The following is a 21,596-nucleotide window of genomic DNA, read 5'->3' on the forward strand; positions in this document are numbered from 1 at the left end:
GTTCGCCTACGGCGCAGGCAAGCGGATTTGCCACCTAGCGTGAGGTGCACGACGGCTGCGGTCGCGCTGACTGTTCAGTCAGCACCGATGATGCCTTATGGCGTCACGCTCGGCAGATCGAGCCCATTCGAGCGGGCACATGCAATCGCACGCTCATAGCCCGCGTCCGCGTGCCGCATGACGCCGCTCGCCGGATCGTTCCAGAGCACGCGTTCAATGCGGTGGGCGGCCTGCGGGGTTCCGTCTGCAACAATCACCATTCCGGCGTGTTGCGAATAACCGATGCCGACGCCCCCGCCGTGATGCAGTGAGACCCATGTCGCGCCGCTGGCACAATTCAGAAGCGCATTGAGCAGCGGCCAGTCTGATACCGCATCGGAACCGTCGCGCATCGCTTCCGTTTCGCGGTTCGGACTTGCAACCGAGCCGCTGTCGAGATGGTCGCGGCCGATCACGATCGGCGCCTTCAGTTCGCCGCGCGCCACCATCTCGTTGAAGGCGAGACCCAGCCGGTGGCGGTCGCCGAGACCTACCCAGCAAATCCGCGCCGGCAGCCCCTGAAACTTGATCCGGGCTCTCGCCATATCGAGCCAGTTGTGCAGGTGTTTATCGTCGGGCATCAGCTCCTTGACTTTGGCATCCGTCCTGAAGATGTCATCCGGATCGCCTGACAGCGCGGCCCACCGAAACGGCCCAACGCCTCTGCAAAACAGTGGACGGATATAGGCGGGGACGAAGCCCGGAAAATCGAATGCGTTATCCAGTCCCATATCTTTCGCCATCTGGCGAATGTTGTTGCCATAATCCAGCGTGGGAATACCCTGGGCGTGGAAATCCAGCATGGCCTGAACGTGATCGACCATCGACGTCTTGGCCGCGGCTTCAACCGCCTTCGGATCGCTGGCGCGTCTTGTCTCCCACTCGGCAAACGACCACCCCTTGGGCAGGTAGCCATTGATGGGATCGTGCGCGCTGGTCTGGTCGGTGACGATGTCCGGCCTCACGCCACGCCGCACCAGTTCCGGAAAAATCTCAGCCGCGTTGCCGAGCAAGCCGACCGAGACCGGCTTGTTACCCTGCGCGCTCGCCGCCACGATCGAAAGTGCCTCATCAAGCGTGTTCGCTTGTCGATCAAGATAACCCGTGCGCAGCCGCATCTCGATGCGGCTCGGCTGGCATTCGATCGCCAGCAGCGAGGCGCCCGCCATGGTCGCGGCGAGCGGCTGCGCGCCGCCCATGCCGCCGAGCCCCGCCGTAAGGATCCACTTGCCTGCAAGACTGCCGCCGTAGTGTCGTCGTCCGACCTCGACAAACGTCTCATAGGTTCCCTGCACGATGCCCTGGCTGCCGATATAGATCCAGGACCCGGCCGTCATTTGCCCGAACATCATCAGGCCTTGCCGGTCGAGCGCGTTGAAGTGATCGAGCGTCGCCCAATGCGGCACCAGGTTCGAGTTCGCGATCAGAACGCGCGGCGCGTCCGGATGCGTGCGGAAGATCCCGACCGGTTTGCCCGACTGGACCAGCAAGGTCTGGTCGGCTTCCAGCTTGCGCAAGGAGGTGACGATCCGGTCGAAGCTATCCCAGTCGCGCGCGGCACGACCGATTCCGCCGTAGACGACGAGTTCGCTTGGACGTTCCGCGACTTCCGGATCGAGATTGTTCATGAGCATGCGGAGCGGTGCCTCCGTCAACCAGCTCTTGGCACTGATCTCGCCGCCCCGGGGCGCGCGGATCGTACGGTCGTTGTCTACTCGACGGTTCATGACAGATCGCCCTTATCGGCAAGATTCGAAACAAGGATCGGGAACGGGATGTCCGGCAGCGCGGAGAGCGCCGCAGCCGGCAACGCACCGGATTCGACCAGCGCGGTCGCCTTCGCAAGATCATCGGCCATGTAACGATCAGCGCTCAAAGCCGGCACATGCGCGCGCAATTCAGCAATGACCGCCGCGAGCGGGGCGCTGGTCGAATGCGGCGTGCGAAGCGTGATGCCTTGCGCTGCGACCGAGAGCTCGATACCTAAGATCGTCGCCAAATTGTCCGCCATATCGGACAGCCGGCGCGCGGCGTGCGCAGCCATCGAGACGTGATCTTCCTGATTGGCGCTGGTGGGGGTTGAGTCGATCGAGCAGGCCGACGCACGCTGCTTGTTCTCGGCATAGAGCGCGGCCGCCGTCACTTCGGCGATCATGAAGCCGGAGTTGATACCCGGCTCCGGCGTGAGGAACGGCGGCAAGCCGAAATTCAGCGCGGGATCGACCAGCGTCGCAATTCGCCGTTCGCTGATCGCGCCGATCTCCGAAAGCGCGAGCGCAATTTGGTCCGCGGCAAAGGCCACCGGTTCGGCGTGGAAGTTGCCGCCCGAGACGATCTCGCCAGTCTCGACCAATACCAACGGATTGTCGGTGACGGCATTGGCCTCGATCTGCAACGTTCGCGCCGCTTGCGTAAGCAAGTCGAGCGCGGCGCCAGCAACCTGCGGCTGACAGCGCAGACAATAGGGATCCTGCACCCGCTCATCGCCCTCGAGATGCGACTGGCGAATGTCGCTGCCGGCAAGCAGCGCCGTCAGGGCGGCGCCGGCAGCAGTTTGGCCGGCATGTCCGCGCAACTGCTGCACCTCCGGCCGGAACGGCGCGGTCGAGGCCATGGCGGCATCGACCGAAAGAGCGCCTGTCACCAAAGCCGCGCAGGCGAGGCGATGGGCGCGCAGCACGCCGGAGATGGCGTAAGCCGTCGAGAACTGGGTGCCGTTGATGAGGGCGAGCCCCTCCTTCGGCCCGAGCGTCAGCGGCGCAAGACCGGCGGCGGCGAGCGCGTCGCGGCCCGGAACAAGCCGTCCATCGAGGATCGCCTGCCCCTCCCCGATCATGACGGCCGTCATATGCGCAAGTGGCGCCAGATCGCCGGATGCGCCGACCGAACCCTGCTGCGGCACCAGCGGACAAACGCTGCGTGCCAGCATCATCTGCAATTGTTCGATGACCTCGCGGCGCACGCCCGAAGCACCTCGCCCGAGCGAGACGATCTTCAAGGCCATCATCAGACGAACGATCGGCTCGGACGTGGGTCGCCCTACCCCGCAGCAATGAGAGACGATGAGATTGCGCTGAAGCAGCGCCGTCTGATCGGGCGCAATGCGTGTCGATGCCAGTTTTCCAAATCCGGTGTTGATGCCGTACGCCGGCACGTCCGCGCGAGCGGCCCGCGCAACAATAGCGGACGCTGCTTCGACCCGCGCCCAGAACGATGGCTCGAGCACGACTGCGGAACCTGCGAGCACCTCTGCGCAATCATCGAGCGTGACCTTTCCGGGCGTAACGACGATCGGCGCAGCAGGATCGCTCATTGCCCCCTCCAGACCCGGCCATGCAGCGGGTTAAAGCCGATCCGGTAGACGAGCTCGGCAGGCCGTTCGATGTCCCAGATCGCGAGATCACACCATTTGCCAGCCTCGAGCGTGCCCGTTTCACCCAGGAGGTGCAGCGCGCGCGCTCCCTCCCGCGTCACGCCGGCAAGACATTCGGCAACGGTCATCCGGAACAGCGTCGCACCCATGTTCATCGTGAGCAGGAGCGACGTCAGCGGCGAGCTGCCGGGATTGCAATCGGTCGCCAAGGCCATTTTGACTCCGTGGGCACGGAAATGCTCGATTGGTGGTTTCGTTGTCTCGCGAATGAAATAGAAGGCCCCTGGCAACAGGACCGCGACCGTGCCCGCCGCCGCCATCGCTTGAGCGCCGGCCTCATCGGCATGCTCCAGATGATCGGCGGACATAGCTGAATACTCGGCCGCAAGCGATGCACCGCCGAGATTCGACAATTGATCGGCGTGAAGCTTGATCGGCAAACCCAGGGCTTTGGCCGCCTCGAAGACGCGCGCCGTTTGATCGCGCGAGAACGCGATGCCTTCCATGAAAGCATCCACGGCGTCTGCAAGCCCCGCCTCCGCCACCGCAGGCAGCATTTCCTGGCACACGAGATCGATGTAACGATCCTTGTCGCCGGAAGCTTCCGGCGGAAGTGCATGTGCACCAAGAAAAGACGTCCGGACCGCGATCGGTCGGACACGGCCAAGCGCACGCGCGGCCAAAAGCTGCCGCATCTCGGTCTCGGTGTTGAGGCCGTAGCCGGACTTGATTTCGATCGTCGTGACACCCTCGCGGATCAGCGCGTCGAGCCTCGGCAGCGCACCGGCGACAAGCTCGGCCTCGCTCGCGTTGCGAGTCGCCGCCACGGTGGACACGATGCCGCCGCCGGCACGCGCGATCTCTTCATAGCTTGCGCCCTTAAGCCGCAATTCGAATTCGTGGGCGCGGTTGCCGCCGAAAACGAGGTGGGTGTGACAATCCACCAACCCCGGCGTGATCCATCGACCGGCGCAGTCGATCCGCTCGGTCGCGTCGGCATCACGCGGGAAATCGGATTGCGTGCCGGCATAGACGATCCGGCCATCGCGAGCCGCGATCAGGCCGTGCTCGATGACGCCGAGATCCGGCAGATCCTCGCGCATCGTGGCGAGCCGCGCATTGTGCCAGATACGATCGTAGCGCTCTGCCATGTGCCTTCCCCCGGGTGCCGGAAGCTTGACATATATGTCTAGACATATAATCGTGTTGACGCTCTGTCCAGCCGGCACGAAACATGACAAATCTGCACTTCGCATCCGCGCTGCTGCCGTCGGGCTGGGCCGATGACGTGCAGGTGGTCATCACGGATGGGCTCGTCGCCAAGATTGCGGTCGGCGTGGCGCCGGGAGCGCGGGATGAGCAGCATCGGCTGGCAGTTCCGGGGATAGCGAGCCTGCACAGTCACGCGTTCCAGCGCGCCATGGCGGGGCTTGCCGAGACGCGTGGCAACACGTCGGATACCTTCTGGACATGGCGTGAGACGATGTATCGCTTTGCGCTCGAAATGACTCCGGAAGACGTCGAGAGCGTCGCGACCCTGCTTTATGTCGAGATGCTCGAGCAGGGCTATACGCGGGTCGGCGAGTTCCACTATCTTCATCATGATCGTGACGGCACGCCCTATGCCGACCTCTCCGAGATGGCGACACGAATTGCTCAGGCTGCCGAGGGCGCAGGCATCGGCCTCACGCTCTTGCCGAGTTTCTATGCGCACAGCGCCTTTGGCGGCGCCGCGCCGCATGCAGGCCAGCGCCGATTCATCTGTTCAATCGACCAGTTTGCTACGCTGCTTGACGCCACGCGCAAGGCGGTCAGTACGTTACCCGGAGCTAATGTCGGCATTGCCCCGCACAGCCTGCGCGCCGTGACCCCAACCGAACTATCTGCGATTGTGCCGATGGCCCAAGGCGCGCCGATCCATATCCACGCCGCCGAGCAAGTCAGGGAGGTCGAGGATTGTGTTGCCTGGTCGGGCCAGCGGCCGGTCGAATGGCTGCTTGACCACGCGCCCGTCGATCGACGCTGGTGCCTGATCCATGCGACCCACACATCGCCGACGGAAGTCGCCTCGCTCGCGAGTATCGGCGCAGTCGCCGGCCTCTGCCCGGTGACCGAAGCGAGCCTCGGCGACGGCATTTTCCCCGCGCGCGAATTTGTCGATTCCGGGGGCCGGTTCGGCGTCGGCACCGATTCCAATGTCCTGGTTGGCGTTACCGATGAATTGCGCCAGCTCGAATATGGTCAGCGCCTGAAGCACCGCGAACGCAATGTGCTCTCCGGCGGACTCGGCAACTCGACTGGCCGTGCGTTATTCGAGAGCGCGCTCGCGGGCGGTGCGCAGGCGCTGGCGCAGACCGGCGCGGGAATAGAACGAGGCGCGCGCGCCGATATCGTGACCCTCGACATCACGCATCCATCTCTGGCCGGACGCCGCGGCGATGCCATCCTCGACGGCTGGATTTTTGCGACCGGCGGCGGAGCCATCGATTGTGTCTGGGCAGGAGGAAACAAGCTCGTCGAGGGCGGACGTCATCGGCTCCGCGAGCGAGCGCGCGCGCAGTTCAACGCGACCGTTCGGAGGCTTCTGGCATGAGTCTCCACGCTCACGACAACGAGCTTCCGGCCGCGGACAAGCTAACACTCTACAGGCAGATCCGACACGATATAGAACGTCGGATCCTGACTGGTGAATGGCCTCCGGGTCATCGCATTCCCTTCGAGCACGAGCTGATGGCGCGTTATCGCTGCTCGCGAATGACCGTGAACAAGGCGCTGTCGGAATTGGCGCAAGCCGATCTGATCGAGCGAAGACGGCGGGCCGGCACATTTGTACGTCGCCCGCAGCATCTGTCGGCGGTGCTCAAGATCGCCGACATTCGCGCGGAGATTACCGCGCTTGGCCGCAGCTATGCTTATCAGCTTATCCATTGCTCCCGCCGCGCCGCGAACGCCGCCGATCGCGCGCGTCTTGGCGTTCGTAGGACCGGCAAGGTGATCGCGATCGCTTGTCGTCACAGCGCCGACGACGTGCCGTTTGCCATTGAAGACAGGCTGATCGATCTCGACACAGTGCCGGAAGCCGCCGCGGCGGACTTTACGACCGAGCCACCCGGCTCATGGCTGTTGCACCATGTTCCTTGGACCGAAGCCGAGCACACCATCAGCGCCACGGTGGCCGATAAGGGCACTGCAGCCGAACTGGACATTGCCGTCGGCGCGCCCTGCTTAGTGATCGATCGATACACATGGCGCAGCGCACGAACGGTCACCGCCGTGCGCCTGCTCTATCCGGGGGATACCCATCGGCTGGTAGCCCGTTTCAAGGGCGGCTGAAAGAATGTCCGGCACGGCACAATTCATGCAACGCGATGCACACGTGACTGGTGCGGGAGCTCGTCGCAGCGGACGTGAAGCAACCAACGGGACGCAATCCATAGTACGGCAGGAGGGAAGAGCATCATGCGTAGTTTAAGAGCATTCACAGCAGTTTTTGCCCTGCTGGTATCCGCACCGGCGGTTGCCGACGATGTGAAGGTCGGCATCGGCATCTCGGGATGGACCGGCTTTGCGCCGCTCACGCTTGCAAGCCAGGCCGGCATTTTCAAGAAAAACGGGCTCGACGTCACGCTGAGGAAAATTCCGCAGAAGGATCGGCATCTCGCCATCGCGTCCGGAGACATTCAATGTGCGGCGACCACAGTCGAGACCTGGATCTCCTGGAATGCGAACGGCGTCGCGACCAAGCAGATCTTTCAGCTTGACAAGAGCTTTGGCGCCGACGGCATGGCCGTGCGCAACGACATTGCCTCGATCAAGGATCTGAAAGGCAAGACAGTCGCGGCGTCCGCGCCGGGCACCTCACCCTACTTCGCACTGGCTTGGATGCTTCGAAAGAACGGCCTCTCGGTCAAGGACGTCACGATCGTGAATCTGGAGCCAGCCGCGGCGGCACAGGCGTTCGTTTCCGGCCAGAACGATGCGGCAATGACCTATGAACCCTACCTCTCGACGGTGCGTGCCGCGCCGGATAAGGGCAAGATCATCGCCACCACGCTCGACTACCCGATGGTGATGGACACGTTCGGCTGCACACCGAAATTCCTGACCGACAATCCGAAAGCCGCACAGGCCCTGGCCGACAGCTATTTCGAAGCCCTCGACATGATCGCAAGGGATCAAGCGAAGGCGTACGAGATCATGGGGGCCGACGTGAAACAATCGGGCGAGCAGTTCGGCAACTCGGCAAAATATCTGCGCTGGCAGGACAAAGCAGCGAACCAGAAATTCTTCACGGGCGAGTTCCTGACCTTCAACAAAGAGGCGGCAGACCTGCTGCTCGAGATCGGCATCATCAAGTCTGCCCCGAAGATCGAAGATCTTTTTGACGCGAGCTTCATCAAATAGAACCGCTGCGCGCCCGCGCCAGTTCCGCTTCGTCGCTTGTGGAGCAAAACTGGCGCAGGATCGACACGTCGCCTGGAAATACCGCCGTGATGCGTCCTCTAAGTCCTGTAACGTCGAAGCAACGCGTGGCCTATGGCCTGGCATTCTTCGTGCTGTTCGTTGCCCTGTGGGCCTGGGCGACCTTCGGCGGCTATGTTTCGAAGACATTTCTCGCCAACCCACTGATCATGGTGCAGGAAGGCTTCGAGCTGCTCACCAGGCATGGATTTCTGTTTGATATCGGCATGACGATCTGGCGTGTTGTCGGTGGCTTCGTGCTGGCGGCTCTCGTTGCCGTGCCGCTAGGTGTTCTCATGGGCGCTTACAAGCCGATTGAAGCCTTTCTCGAGCCGTTCGTTTCGTTCGCGCGTTATCTCCCAGCCTCTGCCTTCATTCCCCTTTTGATCCTGTGGGCCGGCATCGGCGAACTGCAGAAGCTCATGGTGATTTTCATCGGCTCGGTGTTCCAGATCATCCTGATGATCGCCGTGACCGTGGGCAGCACGAGACGCGATCTGGTCGAAGCGGCGTACACGCTGGGAGCCGGCGACGGCGGCATCATCCGCCGCGTGCTGCTGCCCTCATCCGCTCCCGAGATCGCGGAAATTCTTCGATTGGTTCTAGGGTGGGCATGGACCTATGTCATCGTCGCCGAACTCATCGGGTCCTCGTCAGGGATCGGCCACATGATTACGGACAGCCAGGCCTTGCTCAACACAGGCCAGATCATCTTCGGCATCATCGTTATCGGGCTCATCGGCCTGATCTCCGATTTCCTCTTCAAGGCCTTCAACGCATGGCTGTTTCCCTGGAAATTGGCATGACCGCGCTGAAGATCGATCAGGTTTCACGTATCTTTCCTGCGCGCCCGGGCCATGCGCCGACGCGGGCTCTCGAACCGACCGATCTCAGTGTCGGCGACAATGATTTTGTCACCATCCTTGGTCCCTCGGGCTGCGGAAAGTCCACCCTGCTCCGCATCATCGCCGGGCTCGATCGGCCGACCAGCGGGCGCGTCATGCTCGACGGGTGCGAGGTCACCGGACCTGGCGCGGATCGCGGCATGGTGTTCCAGTCCTATACGCTCTTTCCCTGGCTGACGGTGCGGGAGAACATCGCATTCGGCCTGCGCGAGCGCGGAATTTCTCAAGCGGATCGGTACAAGATCGCGGACGGTTTCATCCACCGAGTCGGACTGTCGGGCTTTGAAAATCATTGGCCGAAACAGCTCTCCGGTGGCATGCAACAGCGCACGGCGATCGCACGTGCCCTCGCCAACGATCCGAAGATCCTGTTGCTGGATGAGCCGTTCGGCGCCCTGGACAACCAGACCCGGGCGCTGATGCAGGAGATGCTGCTTGCGATTTGGGAACGCGACCAGAAGACCGTGCTGTTTGTCACGCACGATATCGAGGAGGCGATCTTTCTCGGCAGTCGAGTCATCGTCATGAGCGCGCGTCCCGGCCGCATCAAGGCAGCGATTGCGATCGACCTGCCCCACCCGCGTTCCTACAAAATCAAAACCACGCCCGAATTCATCAGACTGAAGGAACGGCTCGTGGAAGAGATACGCACCGAGGCCCTGAAGGTCGCTGCTGACGCCTGACAAACACGGGCTGGCCGCTAGTTTAAGCCCGTCGTAGCGATGGGGAGCCCGGCACTTATGTCATGCACGGACAGCGGTAAATACCCGTGCCTTCCGAGTCTTGCTCTAAGACAGTTGGGTCTTAGGCTGCTCCTCCTCATCATGCGCGCGGAGGAGTTCAAGTAGTCGCTTGCGCATGATCATGCCTGGCCGGTCCGACGGCATGTGCATCTCGATCTTCCGGCTCATGTCCACGATGGCATCAGGATCGGTCGATTCGAGCATGTCGCGGTCCTCGGCGATGATCGCGGCGTCCCAGTCGATCAATTCCTGGGTTGAGCAGTCGGTCTCGGTATCGTTACGGAAGAGGATCTGAATGACCTGTATTTGGCCGTCGGAGATCGGCGTCGCGCAATTAAAGATAATATGCCGGATGCCCGATGGATACTCCATGTCGAGCCGCCGACAGAACGGCATGAACCATTTGTTGCGCTGGTGCCGCTTCGTGCTCGGATCGGTCGTGCCGCTGATCCGATACGCATTCGGCGGATTGCGGACGGTGATGATGGTCTCGGCGTCGAAACCGTCGTCGGTCTCGACGATCTCGTATTTCTCCGGCTTCGGCTGATTGATGTCGCCGAAAGTACCCTTATGCACGAAGGCGAAATGGGCGTTATCGAACGAGTTTTCCATTAACCTGAGCGCGGCTGTGTTCCATTTTTCGTAGAATTGATGGATACGGCGATAGCCCGGCCGGGTCTCCTCGGGGATTTCCGGGATGTCGCGCAATGGTTCGTCGAGCGCGACCCAGACATAGCCGTATTTTGCCTGGGCCCGGAATGAGCGCGCCTTAGCGTCGGGTACGGGTTGCTCGAACGGAAATTGCGGGATCATCACGAGCTTGCCGTCACGATCATACTCCCAACCATGATAGCCGCAGACGATGTTGCCGTTGTTGCACCAGCCCTTCGATAGTTTCGCGGTGCGATGACAGCAGCGGTCTTCAAGCGCCGCCGGCTGTCCCTCTGCATCGAGGAACAGCACGATCGGTTCACCGAGCAGGGTGAATGGTCTTGGACCATCCTTCAGATGCTCGAGCGGCACGGTCGCATACCAGAAGCGGCGAAGTACCGGTTGTTTGGTGCTAAGCACGATTTCCTCCGCTGTCAGGCCGCCATCCGCTCGACCACGCGGAGCGCATCGGATCTGAGTTTTGCGATATCGAGGCCCGGAATACCGCCGTCCTCGACCACGATGCGACCGCCGACCAAAAGGTAGCGCAAATGCACGCTGCCGGCGCATGTGACCGGCGCGATCAGCGGATCGTGCATGCCGAAGTGCCGCGGCTGGTTCAGGTCGAAGATCGCGATGTCGGCCTGCTGTCCAGGCGCAAGCGTGCCGATCTCGGGGAAACCGAGAACGCGGGCACCGCCGGCCGTTGCCCAGTGCACGACGTCTTCGGCTGTCACCGCATGCGCGCCCTTTACGGCGCGATGGGTGTGCCAGCAGCTATGCATCTCGCTGATCATGTCAGCCGCCTCGTTGGAGGCCGCGCCGTCGACACCGAGCGACACCGCGCCGCCGAGCCGCGCCATGTGATCGGCCGGCGCGACACCGGAGCCGAGGCGGCAGTTGGATTGCGGGCAATGCGCCATGCCGGTACCCGTGCTTGCGAGTATCTCGACCTCCCCCGGATCGAGATGGACGAGATGCGCAAACCAGATGTCGGGCCCGAGCCAGTCGTGGTCGGCGAGCCATTCCACCGGTCGCTTGCCGTGGACCGAGAGGCAGAAATCGACATAGTCAGCGGTCTCGGAGAGATGGCTGTGCAGCCTGAGCTTCATCCGCCGCGCTGCCGCGATCACTTCCTTCAACTCGCCCGGGTCGAGCGACCAGGTCGGCGTGGTCGGCGCCAGCGCAACACGTGTCAGGCTTCTTGGCGACGGATCATGGAAGCGCTGCGCGCTGGCCTCGACCGACTTCAGCATGGAGTCGAGCGTTTCCACCGGCATCGGCGGAAAGTCGTCAGCGTTCATGTGACGGTCCTTGGTGGCGCCGCCGCGGCAGAACACCAGGCGGATGCCCAGGCTGCGCGCGACCTCGAAGATCACATGCGCGGGATCGAACCTGAAGGTGTCGCTGAAGAGATAGTGGTGATCGGCGGCCGTCGTCGTTCCCGACAGCAGCAGTTCGGACAGCGCAATTCTTGCGGCGACCGCCAGCGCCTCCTCGTCAAGCTTCGACCAGAGCCTGTAAGGCGCCGCGCGCAGCCAGCCCGCGAGCGGAAGGTTGATGCCGGCGGTGACGCCCTTCATCACGCTCTGGAACATGTGATGATGGGTGGAGATCAGGCCCGGATAGATGACGCAACCGCGCGCGTCGATCCGCTGCTCATCCGGCTGCGGCTCGAGCGCGCCGATCTCGGCAATAACGCCGTCGCGGATGCGGACGGCGCCCGTCGCGCGCATCGCGGCACCCGGCAAGCCGGTGAAGATCCCGACGGCGTTCTCGATCAGCATCGCAGTCATGTCTCGGTCCTTATTTCGCTTTCGTGCCAGTTCGACAAAGCGAGCCTGGAGAGCACCACCATCGCGGCGAACAGCGCAACGCCGGTCAGCGTGATCAGGAACAGCGCCGCGAACATGCGGGGAATATCGAGCGTGAAGCCGGCATCGAGGATTTCGTAAGCAAGCCCCGACGAGCGGCCGCCGGTGCCGGCGACGAATTCGGCGACCACGGCGCCGATCAAGGCGAGCCCGCTGGAAATCCGCAGGCCGCCAAAGAAATAGGGCAAGGCCCCGGGGATTCGCAGCTTGACCAGGGTCTTGAGCCGGCTCGCGCGGTTCATCCGGAAATAATTGGCGAGCCCTGGATCGACGCTGCGCAAGCCGAGCGTGGTGTTGGAGATGATCGGAAACAGTGCCACCAGCGTGGCGCAGATCGTAAGCGAGAGCTGCGTGTTCTTGACGAGAATGATGATGAGCGGCGCGATCGCGACGACCGGCGTCACCTGCAGCAGCACCGCATAGGGAAACAGGCTGATCTCGATCGCGCGGCTTTGCACGAACATGAACGCAACCAGCGTTCCGATGATGACCGCCGCGGCAAACGCCTGCAATGTCACGCGCAACGTGACCAGCAATGCGCGGAACAGCGACGGTCCATTGTTGACGAAGCTTGTGAAGATGTCGCTCGGCTTCGGAAACAGATAGACCGGCACCGAGGCCAGCCGAAAACCGACCTCCCACAATACGAACAGCGCGATCCCCACCCCAAGCGGAGCGGCGATCCGCACAAAAGCCTCCGACTGCAGCAACGGCTTCATGAGACACCTGCCGATGCGGAAGGCAGCGACGCCTCCGCGAGCCAGGTCGAAAGCTCCCGACAATACGCCGCAAATTTCGGGCTGTCGCGAAAGCCATCGCCGCGCGGCTGCGGCTCGTCGATGGTCATGGTGCGAAAGATGCGGCCGGGGTTTGCCGCCATCACGATGATACGCGTCGACAGGAACACGGCTTCATAGATCGAGTGGGTGACGAACACCGTCGTCAACTTGCCTTCCCACCACAGGCGGATCAGGTCGGCGTCGAGCTTGTTGCGCGTGAACTCATCCAGTGCGCCGAACGGCTCATCCATCAGCAGCAGATTTGGCTTCGTCACCAGCGCACGCGCGATCGAGACCCGCATCTTCATGCCGCCGGAGAGCTGGCGCGGGAAATGCCTGCTGAAAGCGGACAGGCCCACCCGTTCGAGCGCCTCGGCCACCCGCGGCCCCGCCTTGGTCTTAGCAATGTTGGACAGCTCCAGCGGAAGCCGGACATTGGCCTCGACCCGCGCCCAGGGCATCAAGGTCGGCTCCTGAAAGACAAAGGCGAACCGCCTGCCCTCCTGCCCGACCTGCGAGAAATCTCCGCGCCACCACAACAGCCGGCCGTCCGATGGCTCGATCAGGTTCGCGATCAGTTTCAGCAGCGTACTCTTGCCGCAACCGGATGGGCCGATCAGCGTCAGGAACTCGCCGTCGGCGATCGACAGATTGATCGGCGCCAGTCCGCGCGTGCCGTTCGAGAACACTTTCTCGGCCGACAACACTTCGACCGCCGGCGGACGTTCGCCGCCCGTCACCATCCGCTGTCCGCCTTCATCAAGCGGGGTGCCCGGCAAGAGAGCGTTCATCGGCCCGCTATTGCACTCCGATCTTCAGGTCCTTGACGAAGCGATCATCGTAGGCCTTGTGCCAGTTCACCTTCGGATCGAGCAGACCACCCGCGACCAGGAAGTCGTAGATCTGCTTGTAGCGATCCTCCGTGATCACGCCGATGCCGCGCTTTGCGGCGTCACCGCCGTCGACCGCCTTGTTCTCCTTCAGCTTCTCGATCGCGAACGCGATCTGCCCGTCAGTCATCTTCGGGTTGTCGGCCTTGATCAGCGCATTGGCCGGCGCCGGATTCTTCAGATAGTCGCGCCAGCCCTCGAGCGAGGCCTTGACGAAGCGCGCTACGACGTCGGGCTTCTCGGCGATCATCTTCTCGGTGGTGACGATTGTCGAACCATAGGGCGGATAGCCGCCGTCGGCGAGCAAGAAGAACTTCACCTTCTCGTGCTGCTGCTCGGCCTGGTAGGGCTCGGAGGACGGATAGGCCTGCTGGGCCATGCTCTTGTCGGCGAAGAAAGGCTGCAGGTTGAACGTGTAAGGTCGGATCTGGTCGTCGGCGAATCCGTATTTGGCCTTGAGCCAAGGCCAGAACGTAACGCGGGAGGAACCTGCAATCAGGATCGGCCTGCCCTTGAGCGCCGCGATGTTGGCGACATCGTCGTGAGTCATCAACCCCTGCAGGTCGAACTGGAAGGACGAGGCGACTGTGACCAACGGCAGGTTCTGCTCCCGCCCCTTCAGCACCTGGATGTCGTAGCCCATCAGGAAATCGGTCTCGCCGGCGAGCAGGAGCTGCGAGCCGTTGACCTGCGGACCACCCATCTTGATGGTCACGTCGAGGCCGGCCTTCTCGTACAGCCCAGTCGCCTTTGCCTCATAGAAGCCGCCATGTTCGGCCTGCGCGAACCAGCTCGTCAGGAACGTCACCTTATCGGCAGCGAACGTCGACGCCATTGAACAGAGCAGCGCACCGACGCTGACCAGGGTCACCGCGATCGTTCGCGGCAGGAATTTGGTGGCCATTGCGGCTTCCCCGTTATGGCCGGCGTTGCGCCCGGCCCCACAATCCGGGAACGGAATTGCAAGGTGACAATTCGTCCCCAGTAGCACCAAGGATGCACACCGCCTTGTCGCCTGAAAGCATTTTTATTCGAGCAATCCGTTGCCTTTGAAGCAACAGCAGCGATCCGAATTTTTCCAGTGTGTGTAGTGGAAGTGGCGGACGATCGGCGTTACGTTTTGCGTTTTCATATCAGTCGTCGGGGGTGACGTTGCGTGCGCTTTCTCCAGCTTCGATCAGGGCGCCCTTTGCGCGCTACAGCCACGGCATCGCGGTTCCGGCGAATCACCGGCTCGTCGTGACCTCGGGGCAGCTCGGCATCGCTGCCGATGAAACGATCCCCGAGCAATGCGAGCAGCAGGCCGATCTGTGCTTTGCCAGTATCGCCGCCATCCTCGCCGAAGACGGCATGACGCTCGCAAATGTCATTCGGCTCAATGCTTACGTGACTGCCCGCGAGCATATGCAGGGCTATATGCGCTCACGCGACCGGCACTTTCAGGGAACCCCGCCGGCTTCAACGCTGGTGATCGTGTCCGGCTTCACGCGTCCGGAATTCTTCGTCGAGATCGAGGCGATGGCCGCGGCGCCCGAGCGCGGTTAAAACCGCGCCATCTCACGCCGTATCTTGGCGAGGAACCGGCCGCGCTGTGCATCCGTCGCGACATTCATGTGATAGAGCGCGTAGTAATTGACCGACGCTTTCGAGCCAGTGAACCAGCGCAGGTAGCGCTTGATGATCCGCCGCGGCGGGTCAGCCATGCCGATCGCCTGCCAGCGCGGGCGGCCATAGGTCGAGATGCCGGTGATACGGCGGATATGCATCAGCATTGGTTTGGCATGCGACGGATCCGACAGATCCAGCGCAATGCCGGGGCCGAACATCCGGTCGAACCATCCCTTCAGCATCGCCGGCGGACCGAAGGACCAGGTGGGGAACTGCACGACCAGCGCGTCCGCGGCCATCAGCCGGTCGGCATAGGCCTGGTTGTTGGCGCGGTTGCGCGCGGGGTCGTGATAGTCGCGCCGGCGCTCGGCCGTCAGCACCGGATCGAAGCCCTCCGCGTAGAGATCGAGCAGGTCGACGGTGTGCCCCGCTTCAGCCAGCCCGGCCAGCGCCTCTTTCCGGATCGCGGCGTGAAAGCTTTCGCTCAGCGGATGGCAATAGACATAGAGCACCCGCATCTCACGGTCGCTCCGGCACGAAGCTGCGCATTTTGCCGGGGTTGAGCAGCCCGTACGGATCGACCTCGTGCTTGAAACCGAGCTGATCGGCATCGGCGCGCTTATAGCGGCTGCCGTCCTCCACCGTGAAGACATGCGGATTGGCGATATGGACGCCGTGCGCCTCGTGCAGGCTGATGATCTCGTTCAGCCTGTCTGCATTGGTATAGCGCACGACGGGCAGCCCGCTGCAGGTGACGCGGCCGCCGAAGCGGATGAACTCCAGATGCTGCAACACTTCGTCTGGAAACAACTTGCGCATCTCGACCACCTTCTCCATCAGCCGGTCATCCGGATAGAGGCATTGCAGATAGGTGACCGAACGGTCGGTCTTCAGGACCTGCAGCGTGGTGTGGTTCCAGGTGTACTCGTAGAGCGGCACCTGGCCCGGGCTCTCGTCGGTCGGCGTCTCCAGCGTGATGGTGCCGCGGCCGGCCAGCAGCGACTTGAAACTCTCGAGCGAGGGCTCTGCGATCATCGCGATCAGGATGCTCTTGCCGTCGGGACAGTACGGCTTCAGCGCACCGAAATAGGACGGCAACGGAGCGGTAATCGGCGACAGCAGCTTCTTGACGATCCCGTCCGCCAGCGCGGCCTCGTAGCCGAACGCCGCAGCGTCGACGAAATCGTCGAACGCCACGACGACATCGATCCATCGCCAGGCGGGCGCGAGCGGCATTTCGAGTTCGGTGATGATGCCGGTGGTGCCGTAGGCGCGGTTGATCTTCTGCGCCGCGTCGCCACGCAACTCGATGACGCGCGGCTCTTCCTCGACCGTGACCACGCGCGCGGCGAGGATATTGCCGGGCTCGCGCAGGCCGCCATGAACGACCGAGCCGATGCCGCCCGATCCGCCCGCCACGAAGCCGCCGATCGTCGCCGTGCGCTTGGTGGAGGGGTGCATGCGCAGCTCCCAGCCGCGGGGCTGCAGCTCGGCATCTATCGTGTTTAGCTTCGCGCCGACACCGACCCGGATCAGGCCGGGCTTGACCCATTTGGTACTGTCGAGCGCCAGAACGTCCAGCAGCACGCCACCGCGCAGCGGCACAGCCTGGCCGTAATTGCCGGTGCCACCCGCGCGCACTGTGATCGGCACGCGATGCCGCGCGCAGGCGGCGGCAACGCGGATGACGTCGGCTTCGTCCCGCGGCGAGGCGACGAGATCGGCCGACATGCCGTTCAACTGCTCGTTCAGCACCGGGCTGTACCAGAAGAAATCGCGCGAGCGCCGGCGCACGACCTTGGGATCGGTAACGACAGGAACGTCGCCCAAATCGTCGATGAGCCGTGCGAGGGTTTCGGACGAAAGCTCGTTCATGGCATAATCTTCGCTGCTTGCTGCCCGCCTTCGCCGAGCCCCGCGACGATCGTCTGCGAGCTCAGGACGAAGCCGAAGCATTGGCGCACATTGTAGAGGGTCGCCGCGAGGCAATAGTCCGGCGATGTGGTGGCCACGCAATCTCCCAGCAGCAGGCAGTCATAGCCGCGGAAGTTGGCGTCCTGTAGGGTACACAACACGCACTGGTCGGCATTGACGCCGGCGAACATCACCGTGGTGACGCCGAGATTGCGGAGGATACTCTCAAGCTCGGTGTCCTGGAAACCTGACATCCGATACTTGGCAACCTGGATATCGGACGGATCGACCTTGAGCTCGTCGACGATCGCGGCCGACCAGCTTCCGCGCTCGAGCACCCTTGCGCCGGAGCCAGGCAAGGGATCGCCGAGACCGACGCTGCGGCCATCGGGATTATAAACGTGCAGAAGCGCCGGGCTGAGATTGAGTCTATCTGGTCGGTTACCCCAGTTCACCCAGATGACCGGTACACTATGAGCCCGCAGCACGGGAAGCAGCCGACGTAGCGGCGCGATCGGCCGCCGTGCCGGCGCGACATCCACGCCAACATGTGCGAGCCAGCCGTTCGGATGGCAGAAGTCGTTCTGCATATCGATCACGATCATCGCCGTGCGAGCGAGATCGACAGTGATCAGCTTGCCGTCTGCCTGCAGGGTGACCGGCTCTGGCGGTATCGGATCGCGCACCAGGTCGGCGCGGGCCGCTGACACGCGCCAGCGATTGCGCGCGCTCGATCCGAGCGGCCAAAGCGCGTCGTCCTCGCCGGTGTGGCGTGGCACCGAACTCATCGGCTATTGCCCCTGCAGGATGCAGATATCGTCGGGCTCGAGTGCAACGCGCTCGCCGCCACGGATCAGTTCGGCGAAGCCCTCGTTCGGGGTCATCACCGTGAGCGTGTACAGCTTTCCGGCGCCGGTGTTCTCGATCACGTGCTCGGAGCCCGGATGCAGCAGCAGCGAGTCGCCCTTCTTGATCGGCAGCCTCTTGCCGTCGCAATACGCGACGCCCTCCCCGTGCAGGACGTGGAAGAATTCGTGCGCCCGGCTGTGCTCGTTCGGCGGCGTCGCTCCACCGACCTTGAATATCTCGATGACGAAAATGTTGTCGATCCGGTCGGTCTCCTGATCGAACAGCATTACGAAGTAATTGGTGTCCTTCGGTGAAATCCGGAAAGCTGTCGCCTGTGCAAGGTCTACGGCACTGAATGCCATATGTTAGAGCTCCTTATCGTCATCCGCGCCGCGATCCATCGAACGCCGTGTGGGTCGCGATACGCGACAATGGATAGCGGCTGATCTCCTCGATCAGCTTGATAAGCCGCGCGGCAGAGCGCTCGACGGCGAGCCGGCCAAGCTCGGCAGTAGCCTTGGTGGCGTCGCCGCAGGCGCCCTTTGGATGCAGATCCTGCGCCTGCCAGCCGAACCTGGCGCCAGCTTCCGGACCGAGCATTTGTGACTCGCGTTCGATCTCGACCGACAGCGGGACGAAGTTCTCAGCGTGATGCATCTCCACGAGCTCGGGATGCAGATGCAGCATCACACTGGTCTCGCTCTGACCGCCATGAATGCCATGCCGATTTTCCTCGGGCGGAAACAACGCATCCAGATCGATCAGCCGCGGCCACATCACGCTGACGGCGAACATGCCGAGCTTGACGCGCAGATCGCGGCAGACGATCTCGAGTAGCTGCGGCTGACCGCCATGCGAATTCAGGAACAGAATCTTGCGGACGCCAGCGCGATGGACGCACTCGCCCAGTTCGTACCAGACGCGCCCGAGCGTTTCGTGCGACAATGTCAGCGTGCCCGGAAATGCCAGATGCTCGTCGGATTTGCCGACCGGCATCATCGGCAACACCAGCGCCATCAGATCCGGCGGCATCAGTCCAACGGTTCGGGCCACGATGCCCGCATTGATGGCGGCATCGACCCTGACGGGCAGATGCGGCCCATGCTGCTCGACGGCGCCGACGGGCAGGATCGCAACCACCCTCTCCGCGTCCAGCTCGGCGAAATCCTTCGTGCTCAGATCCCACCACCAATGCGACTTCAGCTCCATTCTTTCATTCGGCTCCAACGGCTGATTGCGCCGGCGGCCTGCAAAAGAGCCCGGCGCCGTTTGCCTGCTATTCAGGCTTGCGATTGTGCACGCGCCACGATCACTTGAAAGCGCTTTAATTCGGCAAGTCCGTTGCCTTTTGGGCAACGCGAGTCATCTGCTCCGAAGGCGCAACAAGGTAGAAGGGAAATGCTTCACGGTCGGCTGTTGAACTATATCGACGAGGTTGCGCGGACGGGCTCGATCCGGAAGGCCGCCAATCATCTGAACGTTGCCGCTTCCGCCATCAGCCGCCAGATCCTGGCGCTGGAAAGCCAATTGGGAACGCCAATTTTTCAACGGCTCCCAAAGAAGCTGGTCCTGACCGCTGCCGGAGAGATTCTGATCGGCCACGTCAGGCAGACCCTGAAAGAACTGACGCGCGCGCAAACCAAGATCGAGGAGCTCAAGGGGCTGCGGCGCGGCGAGATCACCATGGCGATGATGAGCGGGCTCGCGTCGAACCTGGTCCCCGGAACGGTAAAGGCGTTTCGGATCGCCAACCCAAGGGTCAAGCTCAACCTGACGCTGTTCAACACGGGCGAGGAGATTCAGTTCGCTGTCGCCAACGGCGAAGCCGATCTCGGCATCGGATTCGACTTTACCAAGGACGGCAATCTGAAGGTCCTGGCGCGCGCCGGCGCCAAGCTCGGTGCCGTCATGGCGCCGAACCATCCGCTTGCGAAGCGAACCGGCATCCGGCTGAGCGACTGCATTGACTATCCACTTGTCGTTGCCGACGACACGAGCGCGATCAGGCCTTACTTGAACACCGCGTTTACGCGCGTCTCACTGGATCTGCAGCCGATCATCGAGACCAATGCCATCGAGATCATGAGGCACTCCGCGATGGTCGACAACGGGATTACCTTTCTCACGCCGTTCGATATCGAGTTTGAGCGGCGGGCGGGACGCCTCGTCTACCTGCCGGTCCGCGAACTGTCGCATGAATCCCAGACCTTGATGCTGATCGGTCACGAACGGGGAAGCAGCGCGATCGCAAGCGTGCTGGCGGAATTGCTCAAGACGATGATGCGCGAGGCGAGCGGATGAAGGCTGTCTACGCCGGCCCATCGAGGACGAGTTGGCCCTATCGGCCGCCCTACAGCGCGAAGTGCAGGTGGTCTCGCCGCGAGACACCTGCACTTCGTTCGCTGACCTCTCGCCCGACCGATGGCTAAGGCCTTATTTTGGAACGGTACCCTCGACCCCTTCAACGTACCAATTGAGCGAGCTGAAAGTGGCCTCGGACATCTTGCCGCCGGCGGGAACCATCTCCTTGCCGGTGTTGTCCTTGATCGGTCCGGCAAATGGATTAAGCGTGCCCGCGATGATCGCCGCCTTCTTTTCCTCAAACACCTTGACGACTTCTGGCGGGATATTGGGATTGAGCGGAGCCATCACCACCAATCCTTCCTTGAGTCCCCAACGGATGCGCCGATTACCGGTCCAGGTGCCATCGAGCACCTTCTTGGTCTCGTCGATGTAATAACCGCTCCAGTCCTCCGTCGAACCAGAGAGCTGGGCTTTCTTGCCGAAGCTCGACATATCGGCATCGATGCTGAACGCATAGGTGCCCTTCTCCTGCGCCGCCTGGATCGAGGCCGGCGAGTCCGTGTTCTGGGCAACGTTGTCCGCACCCTGCGCAATCAACGTGTCTGCCGCCTGGCGCTCCTTGCCGGGATCATACCAGGTGTTGACCCAGATCGGCTTCACCTTGATCTTCGGATTCACGGCTTGAGCACCAAGGGCCATCGCGTTGATATTGCGCATGACGCTCGGGATCGGGAACGAACCGATGAAGCCAAGCGTGTTCGTCTTCGTCATCAGCCCGGCGATCGTGCCGATCAGGTAGAAGCCTTCCTCGAAGCGCGGCTCGTAGACCGTGATATTGGCCGCTGTCTTGAAGCCGTTGACGTGCTCGAACTTGACGTCCGGAAACAGCTTGGCGACCTTCTGAAGCGGCTCCATGTAGCCGAACGAAGTCGCAAAGATCAGCTTGTTGCCGTCGGCTGCGAGCTGACGGAAGACGCGTTCGGAGTCCGCGGTTTCCGGGACGTTTTCCACGAAGGTGGTCTTGATCGCAGAGCCCATCGCCTTCTCAAGCGCCAGCCGGGCCAGATCGTGCTGCTGCGTCCAGCCTCCGTCGCTACGCGGTCCCAAATAGACGAAAGCGACCTTCAGCGGCTCGGCAGCAGGAGCCGCGGCCGGTGCGGCCACTCCCAAGCCCACCGCGATCGACATGGACCACACTTTCAGAAA

General features: G+C 62.5%; 21 protein-coding genes. 7 read left to right on the forward strand and 14 right to left on the reverse strand.

Features of this window, described 5'->3' with window-relative positions; genetic code table 11:
* Positions 1-95: 95 nt before the first annotated feature.
* The 3 genes from hutU to hutI are packed head-to-tail and all read right to left on the reverse strand — an operon-like array spanning position 96 to position 4,563.
* The gene (gene hutU / locus AC5ZG5_RS05060; protein WP_456641269.1) at positions 96-1,766 is read right to left on the reverse strand and encodes a urocanate hydratase; all 1,671 of its coding nucleotides are present in this window, start codon (positions 1,764-1,766) and stop codon (positions 96-98) included.
* On the reverse strand, positions 1,763-3,352 hold the full coding sequence (hutH, locus tag AC5ZG5_RS05065; protein WP_456641270.1) for a histidine ammonia-lyase: 1,590 nt from the start codon (positions 3,350-3,352) through the stop codon (positions 1,763-1,765). Before hutH ends, hutU begins: the two co-directional genes overlap by 4 nt.
* A complete protein-coding gene (hutI, locus tag AC5ZG5_RS05070) occupies positions 3,349-4,563 on the reverse strand; it encodes an imidazolonepropionase (protein WP_456641271.1) in 1,215 nt (404 codons plus the stop codon). Before hutI ends, hutH begins: the two co-directional genes overlap by 4 nt.
* 83 nt (positions 4,564-4,646) lie before the next feature.
* Between hutI and AC5ZG5_RS05075 the strand changes: the two genes are divergently transcribed.
* The 5 genes from AC5ZG5_RS05075 to AC5ZG5_RS05095 all read left to right on the forward strand — a co-directional run bounded on the left by AC5ZG5_RS05075 (position 4,647) and on the right by AC5ZG5_RS05095 (position 9,461).
* Complete coding sequence (locus AC5ZG5_RS05075) at positions 4,647-6,005, forward strand: formimidoylglutamate deiminase (RefSeq protein ID WP_456641272.1); 1,359 nt, start codon at positions 4,647-4,649, stop codon at positions 6,003-6,005.
* The gene (gene hutC, locus AC5ZG5_RS05080) at positions 6,002-6,745 is read left to right on the forward strand and encodes a histidine utilization transcriptional repressor HutC (RefSeq protein WP_456641273.1); all 744 of its coding nucleotides are present in this window, start codon (positions 6,002-6,004) and stop codon (positions 6,743-6,745) included. Before AC5ZG5_RS05075 ends, hutC begins: the two co-directional genes overlap by 4 nt.
* Positions 6,746-6,871: 126 nt before the next feature.
* Positions 6,872-7,816 carry an ABC transporter substrate-binding protein gene (locus AC5ZG5_RS05085; protein WP_456641274.1) on the forward strand — a complete coding sequence of 315 codons (945 nt, stop codon included), beginning with the start codon at positions 6,872-6,874 and terminating at the stop codon, positions 7,814-7,816.
* Positions 7,817-7,905: 89 nt separating this feature from the next.
* Positions 7,906-8,679 carry an ABC transporter permease gene (locus tag AC5ZG5_RS05090; RefSeq protein WP_456641327.1) on the forward strand — a complete coding sequence of 258 codons (774 nt, stop codon included), beginning with the start codon at positions 7,906-7,908 and terminating at the stop codon, positions 8,677-8,679.
* Positions 8,676-9,461, forward strand: coding sequence for an ABC transporter ATP-binding protein (locus tag AC5ZG5_RS05095; protein ID WP_456641275.1), 786 nt, complete (start codon positions 8,676-8,678; stop codon positions 9,459-9,461). Before AC5ZG5_RS05090 ends, AC5ZG5_RS05095 begins: the two co-directional genes overlap by 4 nt.
* 105 nt (positions 9,462-9,566) lie before the next feature.
* Here AC5ZG5_RS05095 and AC5ZG5_RS05100 read toward each other — a convergent pair whose 3' ends face one another.
* From AC5ZG5_RS05100 to AC5ZG5_RS05120, 5 genes are read right to left on the reverse strand one after another with little or no spacing between them, the layout of a single operon-like run.
* Complete coding sequence (locus AC5ZG5_RS05100) at positions 9,567-10,592, reverse strand: aromatic ring-hydroxylating dioxygenase subunit alpha (protein WP_456641276.1); 1,026 nt, start codon at positions 10,590-10,592, stop codon at positions 9,567-9,569.
* Between the two features lie 14 nt (positions 10,593-10,606).
* The gene (locus AC5ZG5_RS05105; RefSeq protein ID WP_456641277.1) at positions 10,607-11,968 is read right to left on the reverse strand and encodes an amidohydrolase family protein; all 1,362 of its coding nucleotides are present in this window, start codon (positions 11,966-11,968) and stop codon (positions 10,607-10,609) included.
* Positions 11,965-12,765, reverse strand: a complete 801-nt coding sequence (locus AC5ZG5_RS05110) for an ABC transporter permease (protein WP_456641278.1) — start codon at positions 12,763-12,765, stop codon at positions 11,965-11,967. Before AC5ZG5_RS05110 ends, AC5ZG5_RS05105 begins: the two co-directional genes overlap by 4 nt.
* Positions 12,762-13,568, reverse strand: a complete 807-nt coding sequence (locus tag AC5ZG5_RS05115; RefSeq protein ID WP_456641328.1) for an ABC transporter ATP-binding protein — start codon at positions 13,566-13,568, stop codon at positions 12,762-12,764. Before AC5ZG5_RS05115 ends, AC5ZG5_RS05110 begins: the two co-directional genes overlap by 4 nt.
* A 55-nt stretch (positions 13,569-13,623) precedes the next feature.
* Positions 13,624-14,619, reverse strand: coding sequence for an ABC transporter substrate-binding protein (locus AC5ZG5_RS05120; RefSeq protein WP_456641279.1), 996 nt, complete (start codon positions 14,617-14,619; stop codon positions 13,624-13,626).
* A gap of 242 nt (positions 14,620-14,861) precedes the next feature.
* Between AC5ZG5_RS05120 and AC5ZG5_RS05125 the strand changes: the two genes are divergently transcribed.
* On the forward strand, positions 14,862-15,260 hold the full coding sequence (locus tag AC5ZG5_RS05125) for a RidA family protein (protein WP_456641280.1): 399 nt from the start codon (positions 14,862-14,864) through the stop codon (positions 15,258-15,260).
* Here the strand turns inward: AC5ZG5_RS05125 and AC5ZG5_RS05130 are convergent.
* The 5 genes from AC5ZG5_RS05130 to AC5ZG5_RS05150 are packed head-to-tail and all read right to left on the reverse strand — an operon-like array spanning position 15,257 to position 19,295.
* Positions 15,257-15,841, reverse strand: a complete 585-nt coding sequence (locus AC5ZG5_RS05130; protein WP_456641281.1) for an NAD(P)H-dependent oxidoreductase — start codon at positions 15,839-15,841, stop codon at positions 15,257-15,259. The two genes, AC5ZG5_RS05125 and AC5ZG5_RS05130, sit on opposite strands and share 4 nt — an antisense overlap.
* Position 15,842: 1 nt before the next feature.
* Entirely contained in the window at positions 15,843-17,198 is a 1,356-nt protein-coding gene (locus AC5ZG5_RS05135; protein WP_456641282.1) for an FAD-binding oxidoreductase, read from the reverse strand.
* Positions 17,195-18,025 (reverse strand): cysteine hydrolase family protein, encoded by an 831-nt coding sequence (locus tag AC5ZG5_RS05140; RefSeq protein WP_456641283.1) that lies wholly within the window; start codon positions 18,023-18,025, stop codon positions 17,195-17,197. Before AC5ZG5_RS05140 ends, AC5ZG5_RS05135 begins: the two co-directional genes overlap by 4 nt.
* A 3-nt stretch (positions 18,026-18,028) precedes the next feature.
* On the reverse strand, positions 18,029-18,448 hold the full coding sequence (locus AC5ZG5_RS05145) for a cupin domain-containing protein (protein WP_456641284.1): 420 nt from the start codon (positions 18,446-18,448) through the stop codon (positions 18,029-18,031).
* Between the two features lie 19 nt (positions 18,449-18,467).
* The gene (locus tag AC5ZG5_RS05150; RefSeq protein ID WP_456641285.1) at positions 18,468-19,295 is read right to left on the reverse strand and encodes a creatininase family protein; all 828 of its coding nucleotides are present in this window, start codon (positions 19,293-19,295) and stop codon (positions 18,468-18,470) included.
* Positions 19,296-19,484: 189 nt separating this feature from the next.
* Between AC5ZG5_RS05150 and AC5ZG5_RS05155 the strand changes: the two genes are divergently transcribed.
* The gene (locus AC5ZG5_RS05155; RefSeq protein ID WP_456641286.1) at positions 19,485-20,387 is read left to right on the forward strand and encodes a LysR family transcriptional regulator; all 903 of its coding nucleotides are present in this window, start codon (positions 19,485-19,487) and stop codon (positions 20,385-20,387) included.
* A 132-nt stretch (positions 20,388-20,519) separates the two neighbouring features.
* Here the strand turns inward: AC5ZG5_RS05155 and AC5ZG5_RS05160 are convergent, their stop codons facing one another.
* The gene (locus AC5ZG5_RS05160; protein ID WP_456641329.1) at positions 20,520-21,593 is read right to left on the reverse strand and encodes a BMP family ABC transporter substrate-binding protein; all 1,074 of its coding nucleotides are present in this window, start codon (positions 21,591-21,593) and stop codon (positions 20,520-20,522) included.
* Between the last annotated feature and the right edge of the window lie 3 nt (positions 21,594-21,596).

Source organism: Bradyrhizobium sp. Ses1, assembly GCF_059512365.1.